Raw genomic sequence first — 22345 nt, 5'->3', positions numbered from 1 at the left:
AGAGAGGGCACCTAGGCGATTTTGCGGTGGTAGGTGGCCATGGCGAGGGCGTACGCGACGATGAGGATGCCGAGGCACCAGGCGAGGGCGGTCCAGATGTCGGTGTGGACCGGCTGTTGTGCGAACAGGTCGCGGACCGTGTTGACGATGGATGTCACCGGTTGGTTGTCGGCGAAGGCGCGCACGGCGCCGGGCATGGTGTGGGTGGGCACGAATGCCGAGCTGATGAATGGCAGGAAGGTGATCGGGTAGGCGAAGGCGCCCGCGCCGTCCGGGGTCTTGGCGGTGAGGCCGACGATGACGGCGAGCCAGGTCAAGGCCAGGGTGAACACGACGAGGATTCCGGCGATGGCAAGCCAGGCCGAGACTCCCGCGCCTGAGCGGAATCCCATGAGGAGGGCGACGAGCAGGACCAGCGCGAGCGAGATCAGGTTGGAGACCACCGAGGTCAGCACGTGTGCCCACAGCACACTCGAGCGTGCGATCGGCATGGACTGGAATCGCTCGAAGATTCCGCTTTGCAGGTCGGTGAAGAGCCGGAGTGAGGTGTAGGAGATGCCCATCCCGATCGTGATCAGCAGGATTCCGGGCAGCAGGTAGTTCACATAGTGGTGCGACCCGGTGCGGATCGCGCCGCCGAAGACGTAAACGAACAGCAGCATGAGGGCGATCGGCGTGATCGCGACCGTGAGGATGGTGTCCAGGCTGCGGGTGATGTGGCGCATGGTTCGGCCCGTCAACAGGGCGGTGTCGCCGAAGAAACGCATGGTCATCGTTGTTCCTTCGCGGTCCGTGCCGTGGTCGGGTCGTCCGCGCCGGTGTCGTCGTTGCCGATGATGGCGAGGAAGACGTCTTCGAGGGTCGGCTGCTTCTCGACGTACTCGACCTTGGCGGGTGGGAGGAGCTGTCTCAGCTGGTCGAGGGTGCCGTTGGCGATGATCCGCCCCTGGTGGAGGATCGCGATCCGGTCGGCGAGGTGTTCGGCCTCGTCCAGATACTGCGTGGTGAGCAGCACGGTCGTGCCCTGCCCGGCGAGCTCTTTGACGCTGTTCCACACTTCGACGCGGGCCTGTGGGTCGAGCCCGGTGGTCGGTTCGTCCAGGAAGATCACCGGTGGATTCCCGATGAGGCTCATGGCGATGTCCAGGCGGCGGCGCATGCCTCCGGAATACGTCGACACCCTCCGCCCCGCCGCGTCGGTGAGCTGGAAGCGGGCCAGAAGGTCATCGGCGACCTGGCCGGGGCCCTTCACGCGCCGCAACCGGGCCATCAGCACCAGGTTCTCTCGGCCGGTGAGGGTTTCGTCCACGGCCGCGAACTGCCCGGTGAGGCTGATGGACTCCCGCACGTCCGCCGGTTGCGTGGCGACGTCGAAGCCGTCGACGGTGGCCGTCCCCGCGTCGGACTTGAGCAGCGTGGACAGGATCCTCACGACCGTGGTCTTGCCGGCGCCGTTGGAGCCGAGCAGGGCGAAGATGCTGCCCCGCGCCACGTCGAAGTCCACGCCGCGCAGCACGCGCAGCTCCTTGTAGGACTTCTCAAGACCCTGCACGTGGATCGCCTGTGTCGTCATCGGGATCTCCCTGCGTCAGCCCGTGGCGGTGTCATTCGCAGAACACCTGAATCTTGGTGTCGGGGTCGTCGACGTCGACGGTGAGGTCGTCGAGGTGCTCGATGAGCTCCTCGAGTTGCTGCGGCTTGAGCCGGGTGAGGTCGATCGGTACCCCTGACTTCTCCAGCGCCGCGTTGGCCCGGGTGAGTGCCTGCGGAGGGATGAGGCTCGCGAGCCGGACCTCGGCGCGCAGCAGCTGTAGCGGGACCCGGACGTTGATCCGGCCTGGCCCGTCGCCGCCGGAGTCGTCCGCCCAGCTCATCACCACGCGCAGGTACTTGGGCCGGGGTTTCGGACGGGGTGCGGCTCCCGGCGGCGACTCGGGCTGTTGTCGATCGAGGGCATCGATCAGCCGCTCGGCCTCGTCCGCGGTGATCTTGCCCTCGGCCAGCATCTGCAGGATCTGGCGACGCTGCTCGTTCATCGCTGCTCTCTTCTCTGACTCATCTGACGCTGATCAGCACGGCCGCCCGCCCCTGTTCGAAGGCGATGGCGCACCGTGACCAGGTGCGGGATCACCGGGACTTCTCCAGCTCGACCAGCGCCTCCTGGACGCTGATCTCCCCCCGCCGCAGGCGGTCAACGACATCGGCGCCGGTGGGCGCCGGGTCGATGTCGACGAAATCGAGGCGCTCAGCGATCCGGTTCAACCGGGACTTGACCGTCGGGTAGCTCACTCCAAAGACCCGCTCCATCTCCTTGATCGAACCGTGCGACCGCACGAACGCGGCAACGAACACCTGATCATCGACACTGAGCTGAGCCAGCTGCGGCGGCTCGAACCGACCCTCGACCACAACACCGCTACCGGCGAGGCGAACCCGCTCGACCACGAACGCCCGTCCGTGCGTCAGGTCCGTCAGCTCCTGCCAGTCCACCCTCGATCCCCTCACTCTCGGCGACATGCCCGCCGTTCAGTTGTACCTGAACTTTCTTGAGTTATCAACGACTAGATCTTGATTTTCTTAATTTGATCTTCAACAATCTAACCATCAGGCCCCGACGCCCTCACCCGCCGGCAAGCCCGCCGCGCCCTGCCGGTGCCGCTGTCCGCCGGGTCGCGGCAGGCCCATTTACGGTCGGCGGAAGCGGGATCATTCGGACCGGTCGCCCTTGCGGCACCGCTCGGCGACAGACGATGATCCAATCTCGGGGCGAGTGAGGCGTCCGCCGGCGCGGGGAGGCGGGAAAGACGATGACGTCGAATCCACACGGTCGGGCGGCGCGGCTCTCGGTGTCATCCGTGATCGTCGCGGCGTTGGCGCTCACCGGCTGCAGCGGTGGGCACACCAAGCGGGCGGTACCACCGGCGCGTTCCGAGGCGGCGACGCCGGTGGCGACACAGCGCCCGCTGCCGATACCGCGCCTGTCCGTTTACCCGGCCCTGCGGCCGCCGGGAACGCCGAAGTTCATCGTCGCGGCCACGGCACCGGTGGCGGTGTTCGACCCGCCGAGCGCCAAGGACGCGACCTCCTACATTCCCGCGCATGCCGTCGTACTCGACGCGGAGACCGGGCGGGTCCTGCACACGATCACGACACCGCCGGGCGTCTTCTCCTCCTGGTCGGTGGTCGCCGCGGCCCCGGACGACCGGACCTTCGTCATCGGCGGCACGACCGGACCGGGCGCCGGTTTCACCTTTTACACCGTGCGCCTGGACGACCAGGGCCGGCCGGGGACCGCCCGCAAGGTCTTGGCGCCGATGCCAGCGGCCGGCCCGCACTCGCCCGACGGCGAACTCGTGGGCGCGCTGAGCCCGGACGGCCGGCGACTCGCCTTCACGTCGATGGCCACTGGGGGCCTCGTCGTAGTGGACATCGTCACGCATGTCGGACACACCTGGGCCGGTCACGGGACTCACATCACCGATCTGAGCTGGGCGAAGGACGGGCGCAGCCTCTGGCTGTGGACAGGGCAAACGCTCAAGACGCTGGACACGACGCGCCCCGACACCGAACTGGCGCCGGCGTTGCGGCCGGTCGCGAACCTCCCTGACGCGTTCGACGCAGTGGTCACCCCGGACGACCGAGCGGTGATCGTCTTCACCGGGTCGCGCATCGAACGACGGTCCCTGGACGGCGGACCCGCTCAGACGCTCGCGCGCCTGCGAAGCGCCGCCGACGGCCTCGGCGGCCTGACCCTGGACGGTTCCGGCCGGTTCGCGTTGTACACCCAGGGCTGGCGCATCCACCGGGTCGACCTCGCCACCGGGCGTACGGCGTCGTTCGCCGTTCCGGCCGGGAAGCGGCAGGGCAAGGGCGACGCACCGGGCGCCGCGTGGTGATCCACCGGCCTACGGTTTGCGGGCGTACCCCAGGTAGGTGACGACCGGGCGGTGGTCCGGGTCGAGGACGAAGGGGCACGCCTCGGCGATGTCGTCGTCGGTGATGCGGCCGCGCCGGCGGGCGAGCACGGCGGTGACGAGGTCGCGCGGGCGGGTCGGTCTGAAACCGCAGACGTCCTCGTCGCGCAGGCCGTGGCGCTCGAGCACGCGGGCCACCTCGGCCGGTGGGCGCAGGCGCGCCGCGGCGTACCGGCCGCGCGGCATGATGCGGGTCTGCGGTACGGCCTGGAAGGCGCCCAGGTAGATGAGCCGGGAGACGAGCGTCCGCGTGACCGTGTCGTACATCAGCACACCGCCGGGTCGCAGGACCCGCGCCGCGTGCCCGACGACGCGGTCCAGGTCCGGCGTGATCTCGAACGTGTCGGCGTAATAGGCGAGGTCGAACGATCCGTCCGCGTGGCCGAGGTCCTCGGCCGTGGCCGTCTCGTAGAGAATCCCGTCGCCGTGCCGCCGCCGCGCCAGCGCCGTCGCGGAGGGTGAGGGGTCGACGGCGGTGACGTCGAGGCCGAGCCCGTCGAGCGCGGCGGCCAGGTCGCCGCGACCGCTTCCGACGACCAGCGCCCTGCCCCCGGGCGGTGGGGCACCGTCCCGCGCTAGGACACTTCGCACGTACTCCACGCGCACCTGCTGAAAGGCGACCGCCCGGATGTGGCGTCCGTCGATCGCGTCGGGCGAGTCCAGTTCGATGTGCGGTGCCGCCATGCTGCGCCTCCCCAGTGAGTTCCCTAAGGGAATCTAACAGCGTGCGTTTCCTGAGGGAACTCGGGGTACATTCGCAGCGTGACCCGAACCCGACTCGCCGACGTGGCCTGCTCGATCGCGCGCGCGACCGACCTGTTCGGTGACGCCTGGACGGCGCTGATCATGCGTGACGTCATCACTGGTGTGACCCGTTTCGACGACATCGCCCGCGACCTGGGCATCTCGCGGAAGGTGCTCGCAGCCCGGCTGACCCGGCTCGTCGAGGAGGGCGTCCTCGTCCGCGAGCGTTACCAGGAGCGCCCGCCGCGCGACGACTACCGCGCGACGCGCAAGGGCGAGGAGCTGTACCCCGTACTGCTCGCCCTGATGGAGTGGGGTGACCGCTGGTACGCCGAGCCCGCCGGGCCGCCGGCCCGCATCCACCACCTCGACTGCGGCCACGACACCCATGCCGTGGCCGCGTGCGCGCACTGCGGCGAGCCGCTCACCGTGCACAACACGACTCAGCTTCCGGGACCGGGCGGGCGGGTCGGCCCCGGCACGCGCGTGCTCGGCCCGCTCATGGCCGCCCGCGAGGCCGACGCCTCCTCCGCCTGAAAAGCGGAAGGTCGGCGGTTCGACCTCGCCCCTGTCCACCTCTCTGATCAGCCCAAACGCCCCGTCTCCGTGCTCGGAGACGGGGAGTGAGTGTCTAACTGGATGACTACGGCCCGGAATCCGCCGGGAAGATCTCGTTCATCGCAATCGCTCCGAGCGCCGTCCCGGTTCTGGTGCAGAACACCAGATCCTTGCTGCTTTGCACGTGGCCGGCCATCAGATCATCGAGATACCCGCTGGCCGCCGTAGCCTCTACGATGGCGGCGGCAGCCGCCCCACGGTCGTTGATCGTCACACATCAAGATCACCGGACGGCTGCTCGCGTTGCACGTCCTGCTGCTCCCACAGAGCTCACGATCTTCGACTGGCCTACCAGTACGGTTGATACTCAAGCCCATCCCGAAGATCCGCCCGGACACGACCGCGCGGCTCTTCCCGCCGATAGACGAGCGAACGACGATGTTCTGGATTCAACCCGGATCTCCCACGCTCCTGGACGTCGATGAGATCGCGGAGAACATGTACGAGGCAATTCCGCTCCTGTATCCCGTCGACACGGATTACATGATCCTCTCCTGGAACCGAATCCCGATAGCGGTGAACTACCACACAGACGTCTATGTCTTCGTGTATGACATCGTCCAGCTGCTGGAGGATATCCAGACCGCGAATTTCGCTGACGCCTACGTGTCCACTGGCTCCTCCGATTTCTTCGCCCAATGGTGGATCCGGAAGGAGAAGGACGAGCTGGTCATCGACTCCCACTGGGATACCGTCGTGGGCAACTATGAGTTCCTGCTCAACGAGCGCAGCAGGCTCACCGTCGAGACGGCCGTCCTCACTGGTGAATGGTTGAAGCTGCTCCGCCGCCTCGTCGATGACCTGACGTCAAAGTCCGTGCGAATGAAGGATGAGGACCTGTTCCTGCGCACCAAGGCCCTGCTGGCCCGCCCGCCGAGCGGGACAGAGGCATGACCGAGCTGCTCGACGTTACGGGCAGGCACTCTCCGTAAAGATCACGATCTCGGGCTCGCCTCATGGCGATCTACCGTCACCATGACCCCACTGCAGGCGTTCCGGGGAACGATGACTATCACCGCTAAAGCCGTTCGGCTCTCCGCTGAAGAGTCCATACGTAATACCAGGTGTTCTCTTTAAAGGAGCCTCGATTGTCCTCGGCAAGGTGCTGAATTACTGACCACAAGCCTGCGCCCCCCGTCGCTCCAACTATCGCGAGAGCGTCTTTCAGCGCGGGCCCGTACACCGCAGTCAGGATCGCCGCGACGGTTCCAACGCTCGCACCAGTGATGGCTACCGCACGCCTTTTCTGCACTTTTCTCATGTCCGCCGCCATTGATCGCACATGGTCGGATATATGCAAACCGATCTTAGCTAGCTCAATCTCCGATTGGACAGCATCGAGCGCATCATCCATATCCAGAAGCGACGTACGAAGATAGTCACGAAAGCTGACATATGAATTGAACTCATCGACCGTGATCTGACTGAAACGCTCGAGGCTAATCCCATCAAGGAACGGGAGATCGATCTGAAGAATCGGCCGAACGAGCCTGTTTCTTAAAGGGTGAGGCCCCAGAGGCGTCTATGGCTCTGCCGTCACGGATTATATAATCGACACTCTCGTGCCCCTCTCCCAGGATCTTAGAACCACGAATGTCATCGACCGTGCCCTTATCGCTCACCGCAAAGCTTGGAAGATACCAAACGAGGCCTGCCCGCAGAAGAGGCTTAGTATCTAGGATCCACTGTCCCAAGTTTGAGAGATCATCACAGTAGATCCCAAACTCCGGATATGGAGGACCAATAATGTCCTCCATACCTGGGCCGACCTGCTCCTGCAAACCTATTGGAGGTGTTTGATAACGGCCAATCCCACGAAACTGTCCCCGTCGATTATGTGAAAGCAAAAGCGTATCCGATATTAGAGTTGTACGCTTGGTCAATTGCGCGAAGCTCATGTCACTCGTCGCCAGGCTGACGTGATAGCGGGATCTTGATACTTTCTTCTCGTGCTTCGCGGGCCCGAAATTCGCTATAGGGCAAAAATATCGGGCATAATTCTTGGCAACGTCTTCGGCGCTTATATTCCGTTTTCTCTGAAGTTCCCGAAAGAATCGCCGCATCGGCCTGGAAACTGCCTTATTTTCCGTAACTCCAGTTCGAAGCATGCCACCTATCTTATCACTGTGAAAAACTTGAACTCTTTTCCACGCCATAACCACGACACTTATATTCGACGGCATGAACGGCTCCGGGCTACAAGCCGATAGTCTCGACGAACTGTCGAAGACCTCGGATCCGCGATGGTGGCTCCTGGCGTCGAAGGCCCGTCGCAATCTCCCGGGCGAGTCCCTGATACGGCAACCATCCAGGTGCGCGGCGGTCAATCCATAGAAGCGTTGCCACGGCTTCCTCGTCACGTTGAACTGCATACACCCGTCAGTGGCTTCACACGAGCAGCGCACCGTGGCCAGTACACGACCGACCGGGCCGCCTAAGAGGCCGCCTAGCCCTTGAACGTCGCTGACCTATCCGGTGCCGGTCGCAGCCTGCGCACGCCCGCGGTGTGGCACTTTGATCACTTTCACGCCGAAGAGATCCCTGTGACGTCGGGGCAACTCAGCTTGCACGCTCGTTCCGCCCACAGTGCGGCTATGCCTCCGGCCGTGACTGACTTAGCGCTAGTCAGAGCCCCAAAGGGAAAAGCCTTCCCAAGGAACGCATGCCTTGATCATCGGGCGTCCGCCGTTGCCGTAGTTGATCAGCAAAAACCGGCCCTGACCTCCTGCAACAAGTTCCAACGGCATTGCGCGACCGGCTGCCATAAATGATCAACTGGGCTGCTTGAGTGCCCTATCGGCTCGGATGTTGAGCCACCCACTCCAGCAGAAGTGTGAGGAAATCCTCGGGTCGCTCCAAAGGGGGCAGGTGGGCAACGTCGGGCCAGTCGACACGGCGGACGTCAGGGAGCGCTTGGCAGACCCGCTCGGCGGAGTCACGAGTGGTATCGAGGTCGTGCCCTCCGACGAGGACGAGCACCGGAACGGTGAGGTCAGGCAGGCGTTCGAGTGCTGGTGGGTCGAACTCGGCTTCGCCGGTTTCGCCCAAGAACTCTGCAACTTCGAACGCGCGCCGCTGCATACGGCGTACGTGATCCTGAACGCTGGATGCCACATCGGACGGCTCTCGGTCGCGGCCGACCACCCATGCGGTGATGTTGGCCTCCACCGCTGCGTCGAGATCGCCAGCGGCCAGGGCGCTCTTCTCCGCTTCGAAGAAGTCCTTGAGGTCCTCGGTCAACTCCGCCAACAAACTCCCGCCTGGCGGGCAGAGCAGCAGGGACAGAGCCAGCCCCGGTTTGAGTAGGGCGACCTCGGTCGCGACCCCGGCACCGAACGAGGCTCCCACGAGGTGACACCGACTGATGTCGAGATAGCCCAACGCGGACAGGACATCCTCGGTATGTGACCAGCGACCACGGGGTGGCCTACTGGACTCGCCAAAGCCGCGAAGGTCGAAGCGAACGACGTCGAACTTGGCCGTGAGGGCCTCCCATTGGGCATCCCACATGGTCCGGTCGGCTACGCCAGCGTGGATGAGGACGATCGGGGCGTCGCCGCTGCAACCGGCGCGTTCGTAGACGAGCCCATGCGGGGTGTACTGGGGTGTGCTCACAGGGTCTCCAAGTGCTAAGGAACGAGGACGGCCCACAACTAAGCACCTGGAGGGATTCGAGACAAAGGGTTATTGGGAGCTGTGCGCGAGCGTACGAGAAGAACCACACGAGGACTCGCCGTCATCAGGCTGCGCGCAGGGTGCGGGCGGAGTCGCCGTGTCGATCGAGAGTGAAGCGCGGGCTTCGCAGCCCCCTGCCTCCCCGCGAACGGGAGCACTCACCCACGCGATTCCGTCTGTCACCACGTCTCACCGCACCCGCGGGTAAGCACTCCGGACCGGTGCGACGAGGCTGCGGAACATGCGCGGAATGGCGCCCAGCGGCAAACGTCGTTCGTCCGGTGGGGCACTCCACCGCACACTATGGCCTGGCCCGCTTCCCTCACGGGTGGGACAACAACAGCTTAGGAGGGCGGTGCCACTTCCACCCTGATGTCGTTGCGGGAGTCCGGCAGCAGGATGACCGGTTGTCGGTTGTCAGGCGTCCAGTCCGTCGGGAGCAGGAACCAGCGGCCCGGCGTGTGCAAGAGGGTGCGCAGGCCGTCGTAGCGGAAGGCGTATGCCGAGTCCGTGCTGCCGCCGAGCCGGCTCATTTGGACACCGCGCCGCCCCTCGATCCGCAGGCGCTCACGGCTGTACACGATCGCCTGCGGCTGAGTGATCAGCGACACTTCGATCGCCCGCGCATGGGACCGGCCCTGCCGATCCGCGACGCCGGCCGTTGCCCAGAAGGCCGCGACCAGTGCGACCGCGACGAGCAGGCCACGGCGCAGGGCACGGGTTGAGGCAAGGACCGCCGCGAGCCCGTCCGGCACCGCCCCGCGGATCAGCGCGTTCTCGGTGGCGTACTCAAGCAGCAGTGCGCCTGCCCCGAGGGCCACAGGTGAAAAAAGCGGACCAGTGATCGGCCAGTGCACGTTATACAGGCCGATCGCACCGACGATGAGTGTGACGAACGCGCCGCCGGCCAGGACACCCCAGATGACGCGCCGCCACCGCAGGGACAGGCGGTCAAGCACAAATACGAGCACGTGGTGCGCGATGAGCACGAAGACCCCGGCGACCAGCACCGCTGCCAGCGGGGTGAACAGCGGCCCTGCGGCTCGCACGAGGTAGTCCTTCGTCGAGAACCCGATACTGCCGAGGTCCACGCCGAAGTACTCGTACTGCGCCTTCGCGCGCGTGTACCCGAAGTAGTACACCAGCGCGGTCAGAACACCGGCGGGCACCAGCAGCCGGACAACGAAATCAAGCAACGGGCCGGGCTCCCAGCCGCCTGGCGGGTCGGCCGCTCTCGTCGCAAGCCTCTGTTCACCCAGTTGGTCCTCCTGGTGGGGGTCCTCCTGGTGGAGGTCCTCCTGGTGGAGGTCCTCCTGGTGGAGGTCCTCCTGGTCCGGGTCCTCCTGGTGGGGGTCCTCCTGGTCCGGGTCCTCCTGTACCGTGCCCGGAGGTGGTCACCGTCGGCCCTGGATGTGAGGTCTGCAGCGTCGGTGACGCTGTCGGCGACTCCTTTGGTCCAACCGATCCCGTGGGTGAGGTGGTACGCGGCGCCGGTCCGATGATCTGGTTGAGCACATCCGGTGTGGGCACGCCGACGTGCAGGCACATGCTGGGTTTGCACAGTGACTCGCCGGGCGGCCGAGAGTCGATGATTTCGATGTATCCAGCCACGGGGGCGGCGCCAGAGGAGACCTTGAGCGCCTTTGCGCACAGGTCCTGAAGCCTGCACCGCTGGTGGTGCCAGGGCACCCCCCGAAGCTTTCTCCCGCAATCGTCGGTGCCCACCTGCGGGATCTCGGCCGCGTCGCGGCAGGCCTTGCGGATCGCCCGTACCTGCGACTCGGTGAGGCGTGTCTCGGCGACCTTGCTGATGCAGCCGAGCGGCGTGACCGTCGGAGGGGACGTGCAGCCGGGGGCCACAGCGGAAGCGGTTCGCAGGTCGCGATCCGCCCCGCACGCAGCAGCCAACGAGGCGACCGGAAGGAGCGCCGCCACCACGCCGCTGAACACACCCTGCTGCCAGAGATCCATGGCCCCCCACCACGCGACCGGACACATCAGATGCTGGTGGGAAGATATCCGTCGCCCCGTGACTGGAAACCTCGCGGGCATGCCGTGACCAGCGCTATCGCGACGAGCAGGGCGCGGCGCTCCTGTACGGTGCCGAGGCATCGCTGGACCGTAAGATCAGTCCGCCCCAGCACGTGCTGGCGATACTGCGATGCAGGTCAGTAGTGGTTTCAGGGCTGACGAGCACTGTTCACGGAAATGAGAACGTCCAGGCCGGCCCGTGCGGGCCGGCCTGGACGTTCTGATCAGACGGGATCAGACGAGGTCGAACCGGTCGAGGTTCATCACCTTGTCCCACGCCGCGACGAAGTCCGTCACGAACTTCTCCTTGGCGTCGTCGCTCGCGTAGACCTCCGCGAGCGCGCGCAGCTCGGAGTTCGACCCGAAGACGAGGTCGGCGCGGCTGCCGGTCCACTTGACCTCGCCCGTGGCGTCGCGGCCCTCGAACGTGGTCGCGTCCTCGGACGTCGACTTCCACGTCGTGCCCAGGTCGAGCAGGTTGACGAAGAAGTCGTTGGTCAGGGTGCCGGGGTTCGCGGTGAACACGCCGAGCGACGACTGCTGGTAGTTCGCGCCGAGGACGCGGAGGCCACCGACGAGGACCGTCAGCTCGGGGGCGCTCAGGGTCAGCAGGTTCGCCTTGTCGAGCAGCAGGTACTCGGCCGGGAGCCGGTTGCCCTTCCCGAGGTAGTTACGGAACCCGTCGGCGGTCGGCTCGAGCGCGGCGAACGACTCCGTGTCGGTCTGCTCCTGCGACGCGTCAGCGCGGCCCGGCGTGAAGGGGACCTCGATCTCGACGCCGGCGTCCTTGGCGGCCTTCTCGACGCCCGCGCCGCCGGCGAGCACGATCAGGTCGGCGAGCGAGACCTGCTTGCCGCCGGTCTGGGCGGCGTTGAAGGTCTCCTGGATGTTCGCCAGGGCGCTCAGCACCGTCGCCAGCTGGTCGGGGTCGTTGACCTCCCACCCGGCCTGCGGCTGAAGGCGGATGCGGGCGCCGTTGGCGCCGCCGCGCTTGTCGCTGCCGCGGAAGGAGGAGGCCGACGCCCACGCGGTGGACACGAGCTGGGACACCGTCAGGCCCGAGGCGAGGATCTTCGCCTTGAGAGAGGCGATGTCCTCGGCGTCGACGAGCTCGTGCGTCACCGGCGGGAGCGGGTCCTGCCACAGCAGCGTCTCGGCCGGAACCTCCGGGCCGAGGTAGCGCACGACCGGGCCCATGTCGCGGTGGGTCAGCTTGAACCACGCCCGGGCGAAGGCGTCCGCGAGCTCGTCGGGGTTCTCCAGGAAGCGCCGCGAGATCTGCTCGTAGACCGGGTCGAACCGGAGCGCGAGGTCGGTCGTGAGCATCGTCGGCGCGTGGCTCTTCGACGAGTCGTGGGCGTCGGGAATGGTGCCCGCGCCGGCGCCGTCCTTCGCCGTCCACTGGTTCGCGCCGGCGGGGCTCTGGGTCAGCTCCCACTCGTAGCCGAACAGCGTCTCGAAGAAGGTGTTGTCCCACTTGATCGGGGTGGGCGTCCACGTGACCTCGAGACCGCTGGTGATCGCGTCCCCGCCCTTGCCGGTGCCGAAGGAGTTCTTCCAGCCCAGGCCCTGCTCCTCGATCGGGGCGGCCTCGGGGTCGGCGCCGACGTTGTCGGCCGGGCCCGCGCCGTGGGTCTTGCCGAAGGTGTGACCGCCCGCGATCAGGGCGACCGTCTCCTCGTCGTTCATCGCCATCCGGCGGAACGTCTCACGGATGTCGCGGGCCGCGGCGAGCGGGTCCGGGTTGCCGTTCGGGCCCTCCGGGTTGACGTAGATCAGGCCCATCTGGACGGCGCCCAGCGGGTTCTCCAGCTCCCGGTCGCCGGTGTAGCGCTCGTCGTCGAGCCAGGTGGTCTCGGGACCCCAGTAGACGTCCTCCTCGGCCTCCCAGACGTCCGCACGACCGCCGCCGAAGCCGAAGGTCTTGAAGCCCATCGACTCCAGAGCGACGTTGCCGGCGAGGATCATCAGGTCGGCCCACGAGATGTTCTGGCCGTACTTCTTCTTGACCGGCCACAGGAGGCGGCGCGCCTTGTCGAGGTTCGCGTTGTCCGGCCAGCTGTTGAGGGGGGCGAAGCGCTGCTGGCCCGCCCCGGCGCCGCCGCGGCCGTCGCTGATCCGGTAGGTGCCCGCGCTGTGCCACGCCATCCGGATGATGAGCGGGCCGTAGTGACCGAAGTCCGCCGGCCACCAGTCCTGTGAGGTGGTCAGCACCTCGGCGATGTCCCGCTTCACGGCCGGAAGGTCGAGGCTCTTGAACGCCTCGGCGTAGTCGAACTTCTCGCCGAGGGGGTTGGCCACGGCCGGGTTCTTGGCAAGGATCTTCAGGTTGAGCCGCTCCGGCCACCACTGGCGGTTACCGCCGCCCTGAGTCGGGTGCGGGGCGCGCCCGTGCGCGACCGGACAGCCGCCTCCGGCCTCCTCCGTCGCCGACTCTGTGACGATCGGGTCATGGTTCTCGGTCATGGGAATCCTTCCGGACTAGGCGGATCACAATGCTCAGGAACTACGGGCGGTGGAACAGTCGGAGCACAGGCCCCAGTAGATGACCTCGGCCTCGTCGATCGAGAAGCCGTGGTCGTCGGACGCGGTCAGGCAGGGCGCCTCGCCGACCGCGCAGTCGACGTCGGCGACGACACCGCACGACCGGCAGACGATGTGGTGATGGTTATCCCCTACGCGTCCCTCGAACCGGGCCGGGCTGCCGGGCGGTTCGATCCGGCGTACGAGTCCCGCCGCGGTGAGCGCGTGGAGGGCCTCGTAGACGGCTTGAAGCGAGATGTGGCCCACGCGGTCGCGCACCCCCGAGGCGAGCGCCTCGACGTCAAGGTGGTCACCGCCCCGGACGGTCTCGAGCAGTGCGACGCGGGCGGCCGTCACCCGCAGGCCGACACCGCGCAGCTCATCGGCGGTGGTCGGCGTCTGGGGTGCGGTCATGGCACCCAACCTATCGCCATAAACACGAACGATTCAAGGGAACGAATAGTCCAAGTTTCGTAATGCGTCAGGCAACGGGGACGGGGACGGCCCTGTTGATCTACCACAGCCGCGTGGCCGGGAGCGGACACCGGGGAGGTCGGGCGGTTCGTCACATCGGATCTCTGAGGATCCTCTGAGATTCGCGCTCCCATGCTTGCCGCGTCTGAACCCTGATCGAACTGCTGAGGTGGGCGTGGTGAAGGACTACCTGGTGCTCGGAGCGGGACCGGCAGGACTCCAGCTCGGATATCTCCTGGAGAAGGCGGGCCGCGACTACCTGATCCTGGAGGCCGGCTCGACGCCCGGGACCTTCTTCAAGACCTTTCCCCGGCACCGGACGCTGATCTCCAGCAACAAGGTGCACACCGGGTGGACCGACCCGGACCTGAACCTGCGGATGGACTGGAACTCCCTGCTGTCCGACGACCCGGAGCTGCTGTTCACCCGCTACACCGAACGCTACTACCCGCCCGCCGACGAGATGGTGCGCTACCTGGCCGACTTCGCCAAGACGACCGGGCTGCGCATCGCGTACGACAGCCGGGTCACGCGCGTCACGCGCGACGACGAGGGCTTCGAGGTGCGCACCGAGAACGGCGACGTGCACCGCGCCCGGTGCCTCGTCGCGGCGACCGGCTTCTCCCGGCCGTACGTCCCGCCGATCCCCGGCATCGAGACCGCCGACCTGTACACGACCGTGTCGGTCGACCCGGCGGAGTTCACCGACCAGCGGGTCCTGATCATCGGCAAGGGCAACTCGGCGTTCGAGACCGCCGAGAACCTCATCGAGAAGGCCGCGGTGATCCACGTCGCGGGGCCCAGCTCCGTACGGCTGGCGTGGAAGACGCACTTCGTCGGGCACCTGCGGGCCGTCAACAACAACTTCCTCGACACGTACCAGCTCAAGTCGCAGAACGCGATCCTCGACGGGAACATCAAGAAGATCGAGAAGCGGGACGACGGCTACCTCGTCACCGTGAGCTTCTCCCGCGCGGACGAGGTCACCAAGGACGTGCCGTACGACCGGGTGATCGCGTGCACGGGCTTCCGCTTCGACGCCTCGATCTTCGACGAGACGTGCCGTCCCGAGCTGACGATCCGCGACCGGTTCCCCGCGCTGACGCCGGCGTGGGAGTCGGTGAACGTCCCCGGCCTGTACTTCGCCGGGACGATCACTCAGTCGCGGGATTTCAAGCGGGGGACCAGCGGGTTCATCCACGGGTTCCGGTACGGCGTGCGGTCCCTCCACCGGATCCTGGAGAGCAGGTACCAGGACGCCGAGTGGCCGCACCGCGCCCTTCCCGCCACACCGGACGCGCTGGCGGACGCGGTGCTCGAGCGCGTCAACCGGACGTCGGCGCTGTGGCAGCAGTTCGGCTTCCTGGCGGACGTGATCGCGATCGACGGTGACGGCGCGCGGTACCTGGAGGAGATGCCGTTCGACCACGTCGACCTGCCCGACCACTACCGGATCACCCTGGAGTACGGGCCGGACCACGACAAGCACGACCCGTTCGACATCTCGGTCCGCCGCATCGCCCAGAGCGACGCCGGCCGGGCGGACGAGGGCCACTACCTGCACCCGGTCGTGCGGCACTACCGCGGTCAGGAGCTCGTCGCGACGCACCACATCACCGAGAACCTCGAGAACGAGTGGGACTCCCCGACGACACACAGGGAACCGCTCCGGGCGTTCTTCGCCGCGCGGACCGCGACGGTCTCGGCCTGAGGGAGGAGCGGTGCGGACCCTGCGCGAGTACGAGGCCGTGGCGCGCGAGCGCCTCGACCCGGTGTACTACGACTACTTCGCGGGCGGCGCGGGCGACGAGGTCACGCTGCGGGCGAACGAGGCGTCGCTGGCGCGTCTCGCGCTCGTCCCGCGCATCCTGCGCGGCAGCGCCCGGCGCGAGCTCGGCGTGACCCTGCTGGGCACGCGCGCGTCGATGCCGGTGCTGGTGGCGCCGACGGCGTTCCACCGGATCGCGGCGCCCGACGGGGAGCGCGCGACCGTACGGGCGGTCGCCGCCGCCGACACCATCATGATCGTGAGCATGGCCTCGACCGTGGCGGTGGAGGACATCGCGGCCGAGGCGCCGGGCGCGAAGCTGTGGTTCCAGCTGTACATCCAGCCCGACCGCGGCTTCACCGAGGCGATCATCCGGCGGGCCGAGGCCGCGGGCTGCACGGCCCTCGTCATCACGGTCGACTCCCCCGCCCTGGGCCGGCGCGAACGCGACGACCGCAACGACTTCCACGAGCTGCCGGACGGCATGCGCTGCGAGAACCTGCGGATCGGCGACGCCCCCGGCGACGTCCGGCAGATCACCATGTCCCCGGAGATCTCCTGGGACCACATCGCCTGGCTGCGGGAGATCACCGACCTGCCGATCGTGCTCAAGGGCGTCCTGCACCGGGAGGACGCCCGGCTCGCCGCCGAGGCCGGCGTCGCCGGGCTCCTGGTGTCCAACCACGGCGGCCGCCAGCTCGACACCGTGCCCGCGACGATCGACGTGCTCCCCGAGATCGTGGACGCCGCCGGCGGCCTGCCCGTGCTGATGGACGGCGGCATCCGGCGCGGCACCGACGTGCTCAAGGCCCTCGCGCTGGGCGCGAGCGCGGTGGCGCTCGGCCGCCCGGTGGTCTGGGGCCTGGCGGCCGAGGGCGAGCAGGGCGTCAAGGGCGTGCTGGAGCGGATCCGCGACGAGGTCGACCACGCCCTCGTCCAGTGCGGCTGCGCGTCGGTCCGGGATCTCGACCGGAGCTTCGTCCGATGCCACCCGTGATCGTGGCCGTCGCCGCGGCGGTCCTGGTCCTGAGCCTGCCGTACTGGCTGCCGGGCCGGGTCGTCGCGCTGCGCGTGTGGATCTTCGAGCGGGTCAACGGCGACGAGGGGATCACCGTCCCCTGCCCGCTCGTCGACGTGTCGCGGTTCAGGCAGGTGTACGCCGACCCGGCGGCGAACGGCCGCAGTAAGGGCGCCGCCCTGTCGGACCTGTTCTGGTACTGGCTCGCGCCCGGCCCGCACATCCACCAGGAACACCTGGAGCCGGGGCCGCTCTACGAGGAGGTCGCCAGGACGACCCGCGCGTTCCTGTCCATGCCGACCGTGCGGGCCGAGGAGCTGACCGCCCAGTGCGTGGAGCGGGGCCTGAGCGGAATCGACGGCATGACGACCGTACGGCTGCGCGACCTGATGATGCCGATCTGGGCGGAGTTCTACTACGAGGTGGTGTTCGGCGAGCGCTGCCCGCCGGAGGCACGCGACCTCATCGTCGCCAACGCCGACGACGTGGTGACCGCCCTCAAGTGCTGCGGGCTGCGGCACATGGACCGCCGGCACCGGCTCACCGACTACCTGGAACGCCGCCTCGCCGACGTGCGGCACCCCCTTCCGGAGGGGCTGTCGGCGCGGGAGCGCGCGCTGTACCTGCAGGGCACCTTCTTCAACACCGCGATCGTGCAGACGTCGGAGGCGATGACCCACCTGCTCATGGTCCTCGCGCAGCACCCGCAGGTGCAGGAGCGGCTGCGCGACGCCGACGACCGGTACGTCAACCGGGTGATCGACGAGACGCTGCGGCTCTACCCGCTGTTCGGCATCGCGCACCGGATCACCTCCGCGGAGGTGCGGGTCGAGGAGACGACGATCCCGGCGGGCTCGGTGCTGTGCTTCGACTATCCGGCGTTCCACCGCGCCGGGTTCGAGGACGCAGGCGAGTTCCGGCCCGAGCGCTGGGAGACGCTGTCGGCCCGCGACGTCAACCACATCCCGTTCGGGATCGCCGCGAACCGGCCCTGCCCGGCCTGGCACCTGACCCCGATCACGATGCGGGTCGCGGCTCGCGAGATCGCCCGGCGCTTCACACTGCACACCTCCGCCGCGCACACCCGGTCCGTTCCCAACCGCGGGCCGTGCCTGCTCGTCCCCCGCGACGCGGCGGCACCGGGCGTACGGCGGGCGGCGGTGCTCGCCGCCATGCGGGTCCGGGACCGGTGGGAGGACCTGTGGCGCAGCGCCGTCCAGCTCGTCCTCGGCGGCTACATGGTCTGGGACGCCCGCCGGCAACGGCTGTGCGAGCGCCACTTCGCGAACATCGAGGCGGCCTCGGCCTGCCCCGTCACCGGGAGGCCGCGGTGAAACGATTCTGGCTGGGATGCCTGCTGGTCGCGGCCGGGGTGCTCCTGCACGTCCCCGACTACGTGATGGCCCGGCACGACCACTTCATGATGGCCGGCATGCCGATGGGCCGCACGATGTCGCTCGGCATGGCGCTGATCGTGGCCGGGCTGGCCCTGTGCGTCTGGGGAATGCTGCCCGGGAGGGAGGAGCGGGCCACCCGCGCCCGGCGCGCTCCCGCCGTCCCGTACGCCGCCCTCGACGAGGCGCCGCTGTCGCGCGCGCACTGGCTGCTCGTGGTCGTGCTCACCATCGGGCTGGTCGTCGACACGATGAAGCCGGCCTCGCTCGGCTTCGTGGTGCCCGGCATGGCCAAGGAGTACGGGATCAGCACCCGGGAGGCGGCGTCCCTGCCGTTCGTCGCCATCACCGGCACGGTCACCGGCTCGATCCTGTGGGGGTTCCTCGCCGACGTCTTCGGCCGCCGGTCGACGATCCTGCTGTCCTCGGTCATCTACATCGCCACCTCGATCTGCGGCTTCATGCCCGGCCTCGGGTGGAACCTCGTCATGTGCTTCTTCATGGGCGCGTCGGCGGGCGGCATGCTGCCGACCGTCTACTCGCTGATGGCCGAGTCGATCCCGGCCCGGCGGCGCGGCGGGCTCATCGTGCTGCAGAGCGGCCTGGGCGCCGCCCTCGGGTACCTCGTGGCCAGCGGCGCCGCCACCCTGCTGGTGCCGCACTTCAGCTGGCGGATCCTGTGGGTGCTCGGCGCGCCCACCGGCGCGCTGCTGCTCGTGCTGAGCCGCTGGATCCCCGAGTCGCCGAGGTTCCTGCTGTCCGTGGGCCGGGACGAGGAGGCCGCCCGGGTGATGGCGCGGTACGGGATCACGACCCGCCCGGCCGGCACCGCCTCCGCGACGCCCCCGGCGTGGTCGTCGTTCCGGTTCCGGCTCCGCGCGCTGCTCGTGCCGCCGTTCCGGCGGCGCACGGCCACCATCACGCTGTACGGCCTGGGCTGGGGCATCGTCAACTGGGGGTTCATCACCTTCCTGCCGACGTTCCTGGGCCACGACAAGTCCTCGGCCAGCGCGCTGCTGTTCTTCTCCGCACTGTTCGCGGTGCCCAACACCGCCCTGGCCGCCTACCTGTACGGGCGGTGGGGCAGCCGCCGGACGATGTTCTGCTACGCGGCGATCACCGGCGGGGTGCTCGTGCTCTTCCCGGTGCTCGGCGTCGACGGCGAGGGCGGCCGGGGGCTTCTCCTCGTCCTGCTCGTCACGCTGCTGGCCGGCGCCGGCGGCATGATCGCGCTGCTGTCGCCGTACTCCACCGAGGTCTATCCGACCGCACTGCGCGCCGGCGGCAGCGGCCTGGCCGCGGCGGCCGGAAAGGTCGGCGGCATGTTCGGCCCACTGCTGCTGACGTCGGCGCCGGAGCTGCGCACGCTGGCGCTCGTCGTCGCGACGCCCGTCGCCGCCGCGGCGCTCGTGCTGTGGCTCACCGGGATGGAGACCGCCGGGCTGCCACTGGTCGAGGCGGAGACGGGCTGACCGGGTCGCCGGCGGGCTCGGCCTGGTCCGCCGGCTCGGTGCGGGTGGACGGCTCGACGCCGGCAGACCGCGCGGTCGCGGCCGTCCGCTCGGCGGGCAGCCGGACGGTGAAGGCCGCCCCCGCCCCGGGGCGGCCGTCCACCTCGATCGTGCCGCCGTGGCCGTCGACGACCTCGCGCACCAGGGCCAGCCCGAGGCCGAACCGGCGGCCCGCCCCGTGCTCGCCGCGGGCGAACCGCGTGAACAGCCGCTCGGCGTCCCGCGGGTCGAGCCCCACGCCGTCGTCGCGGACCTCCAACTCGACCATGGCTCCGTCACGGGAGAGCGTCACCGTGATGTGGCCGCCGGGCGCGGTGTGGCCGAAGGCGTTGTCGACCAGTGAGGTGACCACCCGCCGCAGCGCGGGTTCGACGCCGCGCACGACGTGCGGGCCCAGGTCCCGGAGCCGTACTTCCAGGGTCACCTCGCGCGCCTCGGCGCGGGCGCTCTCGGCGATGATCAGGCCGTCGGTGAGGGCGCCGAGGTCGACCGGGCCGAACAGCCGGCGCGTCTGCCGCAGCTGCGCGGACAGGAGCAGGTCGTCGATCACCTCGCCGAGCTGGCGCGTCCCGGTGACCATCCGCCGCACCTCGGTGGCCAGGGCCGACGGGTCGGCGTCGGGCCGCAGCCGCCGCTCCAGCAGCTGCGCCCGCGTGTGCAGCTGGGTCAGCGGCGTGCGCAGCTCATGGCTCGCGTCGGCCACGAACCTGCGCTGGCGGGCGAGCGCCTCGCCCAGCGGCGCGATCGCCCGGCGGGCGAGCAGCTGACCCACGAGCAGCGCGGCCAGCAGCCCGGCGGCCTCGGCCGCGGCCAGCGCCTCGTACAGGCGACGCCGCTCCTCCACCTGGTAACGCAGGTCGATGACCGCCTGGCGGACCACGCCGGCCCGGAACTCGGTCCGGACGATGTAGGCCCGCCGGCCGACCGTGAACCGGCCGGTCCGGGGGCGGTGGCCGGCGGCGACCCGGCGCAGCTCAGTGCGCACGGGCAGGTCGGTGGGCGCGCCGGGGGATGTGGTCAGGGCGGCGCCCCGCAGTTCGAACAGCCAGATGCAGGGTGGTGGGTGGGCGATGTCGGCGCGCGCGACCGCGCCGGCCAGGTCCCGCCGTGCGGAGGAGCCCTGGCCGTCGATCGTCACGCCGTAGACCAGCACTCCGACCAGTGCGATGACGAGGGTGACCGCGCCGGCGACCTGGGCGGTGATGACGGTACGGGCGCGGACCAGCAGACGGCGCTCGAGGTCCGGGGCTCTGATCACGGCTCCCCCGCCCGGGTGGGCCGGCGATCCGCTCACGGCTCCCCCGCCCCGTGGCCCGGCGATCCGGCTCACAGCTCACCTGCCTGGTAGCCCACGCCGCGTACGGTGCGCACGGCCTTCCGGCCGAGCTTGTTGCGCAGGTAGTAGACGTAGGTGTCGACGATGGACTCCGCCTGTGCCGCTTCGAAGACGCGTTCGCGCAGCGCGGCGCGGGTGTGCACCTGGTCGGGGCGCGTCGCCAGCGCCCTCAGCAGCTCGTACTCCCGGCCCGACAGCGTCACCTGCCCGCCGTCAGGCAGGGTCACGACCCGGGCCGCCAGGTCGAACCGGCCGTCGCCCAACGGCAGGACCTGGGCGCTGTCCCGGTTGCGGCGGTGCAGCGCGCGTACCCGCGCCAGCAGCTCGTCGACCTCGAACGGTTTGATCAGGTAGTCCTCGGCGCCCGCGTCGAGCCCGGCGACCCGGTCGGCGACGGCGCCGAGCGCGGTGAGGACCAGGACGGGGGTGGCGACCGCCCGCCGGCGCAGCCGGACCAGCAGGTCGAGGCCGTCGATCGCGGGCAGCCCCCGGTCGATGATCATCGCGTCGTACGGCCGGCTCAGGCCCAGGTGCAGGCCGCGCTGGCCGTCGCGGGCGACGTCGACGAGGTAGCCCTCGTCGGTGAAGAGCCGGGCGAGCATCTCGCTGAGCTCCGCGTCGTCCTCGACGAGGAGAAGGCGGGACCGCGGCGCATCGCGCGGCTCGACTTGGGCGATCATGACACCACCGTGTCATCCTGGATTGGATCTTGGTCAGGATTCCGCCAAAACCGTAGATCCTCGGCGCCACCGGCGTCTACGCGGGCCACGCTCCTCCGGCGGCCGGGCGGCCGCCTTCCGACCGCGAAGCACTGAGGCGACCTGGCCGGATCACGGAAGAGGCGGCTCCGGCCATGCCCGGATCGCCAGAGCCATCCCCTCCTGCCCACTGGCCCGAACCGGCCATGAAAAAAGCGCGCGGATGTGATAAATGGCGATTCCCGTAAATCGCCGTATTCGCTCCGATCGAGGACGAATTTCCGCGTCGCATGCCACGTCACCGGCTCGGACGAGCAAACCACATCCCTCACCTTTGGTAATGACCAGCTGTTACCGAGCCGCGTCTTCTACCGCATTGACGGTTGCTTACAGCACATTTTAAGCTCCCGGCACAATTCGCCCCAGTACCCCGCAAATCCCCCAAAGGCGGTGTGCCAGTGCGCAAGTACCGCAGACACCCAAGAGTCCATCGACTGATCGCGGTGATGTCGGCAGGAGCGCTCCTCACCCTCGGAGAGGGGGCGGTCGCCGCCGAGCCGACGGCGGGTTCGCGCGAGGCC

At 68.5% G+C, this 22345-nt stretch carries 19 protein-coding genes; 7 read left to right on the top strand and 12 right to left on the bottom strand.

Going from position 1 to position 22345, the window contains the following annotated elements; all coding sequences use genetic code 11:
- Positions 1-11 precede the first annotated feature (11 nt).
- The 4 genes from ABEA24_RS20390 to ABEA24_RS20375 all read right to left on the bottom strand — a co-directional run bounded on the left by ABEA24_RS20390 (position 12) and on the right by ABEA24_RS20375 (position 2490).
- Entirely contained in the window at positions 12-773 is a 762-nt protein-coding gene (locus tag ABEA24_RS20390) for an ABC transporter permease (protein WP_345432530.1), read from the bottom strand.
- On the bottom strand, positions 770-1573 hold the full coding sequence (locus tag ABEA24_RS20385) for an ABC transporter ATP-binding protein (RefSeq protein ID WP_345432529.1): 804 nt from the start codon (positions 1571-1573) through the stop codon (positions 770-772). Before ABEA24_RS20385 ends, ABEA24_RS20390 begins: the two co-directional genes overlap by 4 nt.
- Before the next feature lie 31 nt (positions 1574-1604).
- On the bottom strand, positions 1605-2036 hold the full coding sequence (locus ABEA24_RS20380; protein WP_345432528.1) for an SHOCT-like domain-containing protein: 432 nt from the start codon (positions 2034-2036) through the stop codon (positions 1605-1607).
- A gap of 91 nt (positions 2037-2127) precedes the next feature.
- Positions 2128-2490: a DUF2089 domain-containing protein gene (locus ABEA24_RS20375; RefSeq protein ID WP_345432527.1), complete on the bottom strand. Its 363-nt coding sequence runs from the start codon at positions 2488-2490 to the stop codon at positions 2128-2130.
- A gap of 317 nt (positions 2491-2807) precedes the next feature.
- Here ABEA24_RS20375 and ABEA24_RS20370 point away from each other — a divergent pair, with 317 nt between their 5' ends.
- Positions 2808-3896, top strand: a complete 1089-nt coding sequence (locus ABEA24_RS20370) for a WD40 repeat domain-containing protein (RefSeq protein ID WP_345432526.1) — start codon at positions 2808-2810, stop codon at positions 3894-3896.
- Positions 3897-3905: 9 nt separating this feature from the next.
- Here the strand turns inward: ABEA24_RS20370 and ABEA24_RS20365 are convergent, their stop codons facing one another.
- Positions 3906-4658, bottom strand: coding sequence for a class I SAM-dependent methyltransferase (locus ABEA24_RS20365; RefSeq protein ID WP_345432525.1), 753 nt, complete (start codon positions 4656-4658; stop codon positions 3906-3908).
- A gap of 78 nt (positions 4659-4736) precedes the next feature.
- On the opposite strand from ABEA24_RS20365, the gene ABEA24_RS20360 reads away from it, so the two are divergent.
- On the top strand, positions 4737-5255 hold the full coding sequence (locus ABEA24_RS20360) for a winged helix-turn-helix transcriptional regulator (protein ID WP_345432524.1): 519 nt from the start codon (positions 4737-4739) through the stop codon (positions 5253-5255).
- Positions 5256-5361: 106 nt separating this feature from the next.
- On the opposite strand, the gene ABEA24_RS20355 is transcribed toward ABEA24_RS20360, so the two are convergent.
- On the bottom strand, positions 5362-5550 hold the full coding sequence (locus ABEA24_RS20355; protein ID WP_345432523.1) for a hypothetical protein: 189 nt from the start codon (positions 5548-5550) through the stop codon (positions 5362-5364).
- Positions 5551-5636: 86 nt separating this feature from the next.
- Here ABEA24_RS20355 and ABEA24_RS20350 point away from each other — a divergent pair, with 86 nt between their 5' ends.
- Positions 5637-6230 carry a hypothetical protein gene (locus ABEA24_RS20350; protein WP_345432522.1) on the top strand — a complete coding sequence of 198 codons (594 nt, stop codon included), beginning with the start codon at positions 5637-5639 and terminating at the stop codon, positions 6228-6230.
- A 1899-nt stretch (positions 6231-8129) separates the two neighbouring features.
- Here the strand turns inward: ABEA24_RS20350 and ABEA24_RS20345 are convergent.
- From ABEA24_RS20345 to ABEA24_RS20330, 4 genes are all read right to left on the bottom strand, one after another.
- Entirely contained in the window at positions 8130-8951 is an 822-nt protein-coding gene (locus ABEA24_RS20345; protein ID WP_345432521.1) for an alpha/beta fold hydrolase, read from the bottom strand.
- A gap of 404 nt (positions 8952-9355) precedes the next feature.
- Positions 9356-10207, bottom strand: coding sequence for a hypothetical protein (locus ABEA24_RS20340; protein WP_345432520.1), 852 nt, complete (start codon positions 10205-10207; stop codon positions 9356-9358).
- 1069 nt (positions 10208-11276) lie between these two features.
- Positions 11277-13508: a catalase/peroxidase HPI gene (katG, locus tag ABEA24_RS20335; protein WP_345432519.1), complete on the bottom strand. Its 2232-nt coding sequence runs from the start codon at positions 13506-13508 to the stop codon at positions 11277-11279.
- A gap of 33 nt (positions 13509-13541) precedes the next feature.
- The gene (locus ABEA24_RS20330; protein WP_345432518.1) at positions 13542-13979 is read right to left on the bottom strand and encodes a Fur family transcriptional regulator; all 438 of its coding nucleotides are present in this window, start codon (positions 13977-13979) and stop codon (positions 13542-13544) included.
- Positions 13980-14217: 238 nt separating this feature from the next.
- Between ABEA24_RS20330 and ABEA24_RS20325 the strand changes: the two genes are divergently transcribed.
- The 4 genes from ABEA24_RS20325 to ABEA24_RS20310 are packed head-to-tail and all read left to right on the top strand — an operon-like array spanning position 14218 to position 19691.
- On the top strand, positions 14218-15750 hold the full coding sequence (locus ABEA24_RS20325) for an NAD(P)-binding domain-containing protein (protein ID WP_345432517.1): 1533 nt from the start codon (positions 14218-14220) through the stop codon (positions 15748-15750).
- A 10-nt stretch (positions 15751-15760) separates the two neighbouring features.
- Positions 15761-16804 (top strand): alpha-hydroxy acid oxidase, encoded by a 1044-nt coding sequence (locus ABEA24_RS20320; protein ID WP_345432516.1) that lies wholly within the window; start codon positions 15761-15763, stop codon positions 16802-16804.
- Positions 16792-18159 carry a cytochrome P450 gene (locus ABEA24_RS20315; protein WP_345432515.1) on the top strand — a complete coding sequence of 456 codons (1368 nt, stop codon included), beginning with the start codon at positions 16792-16794 and terminating at the stop codon, positions 18157-18159. Before ABEA24_RS20320 ends, ABEA24_RS20315 begins: the two co-directional genes overlap by 13 nt.
- The gene (locus ABEA24_RS20310) at positions 18156-19691 is read left to right on the top strand and encodes an MFS transporter (RefSeq protein WP_345432514.1); all 1536 of its coding nucleotides are present in this window, start codon (positions 18156-18158) and stop codon (positions 19689-19691) included. Before ABEA24_RS20315 ends, ABEA24_RS20310 begins: the two co-directional genes overlap by 4 nt.
- On the opposite strand, the gene ABEA24_RS20305 is transcribed toward ABEA24_RS20310, so the two are convergent.
- Together ABEA24_RS20305 and ABEA24_RS20300 are read right to left on the bottom strand one after the other, a co-directional pair.
- A complete protein-coding gene (locus ABEA24_RS20305; protein ID WP_345432513.1) occupies positions 19639-20988 on the bottom strand; it encodes a sensor histidine kinase in 1350 nt (449 codons plus the stop codon). The genes ABEA24_RS20310 and ABEA24_RS20305 overlap by 53 nt on opposite strands.
- Before the next feature lie 68 nt (positions 20989-21056).
- Positions 21057-21746 carry a response regulator transcription factor gene (locus ABEA24_RS20300; RefSeq protein WP_345432512.1) on the bottom strand — a complete coding sequence of 230 codons (690 nt, stop codon included), beginning with the start codon at positions 21744-21746 and terminating at the stop codon, positions 21057-21059.
- Positions 21747-22345 lie beyond the last annotated feature (599 nt).

The organism is Actinoallomurus vinaceus (assembly GCF_039542055.1).
Lineage (GTDB): Bacteria > Actinomycetota > Actinomycetes > Streptosporangiales > Streptosporangiaceae > Actinoallomurus > Actinoallomurus vinaceus.
This window is presented reverse-complemented; position numbering and strand designations above follow the sequence as displayed.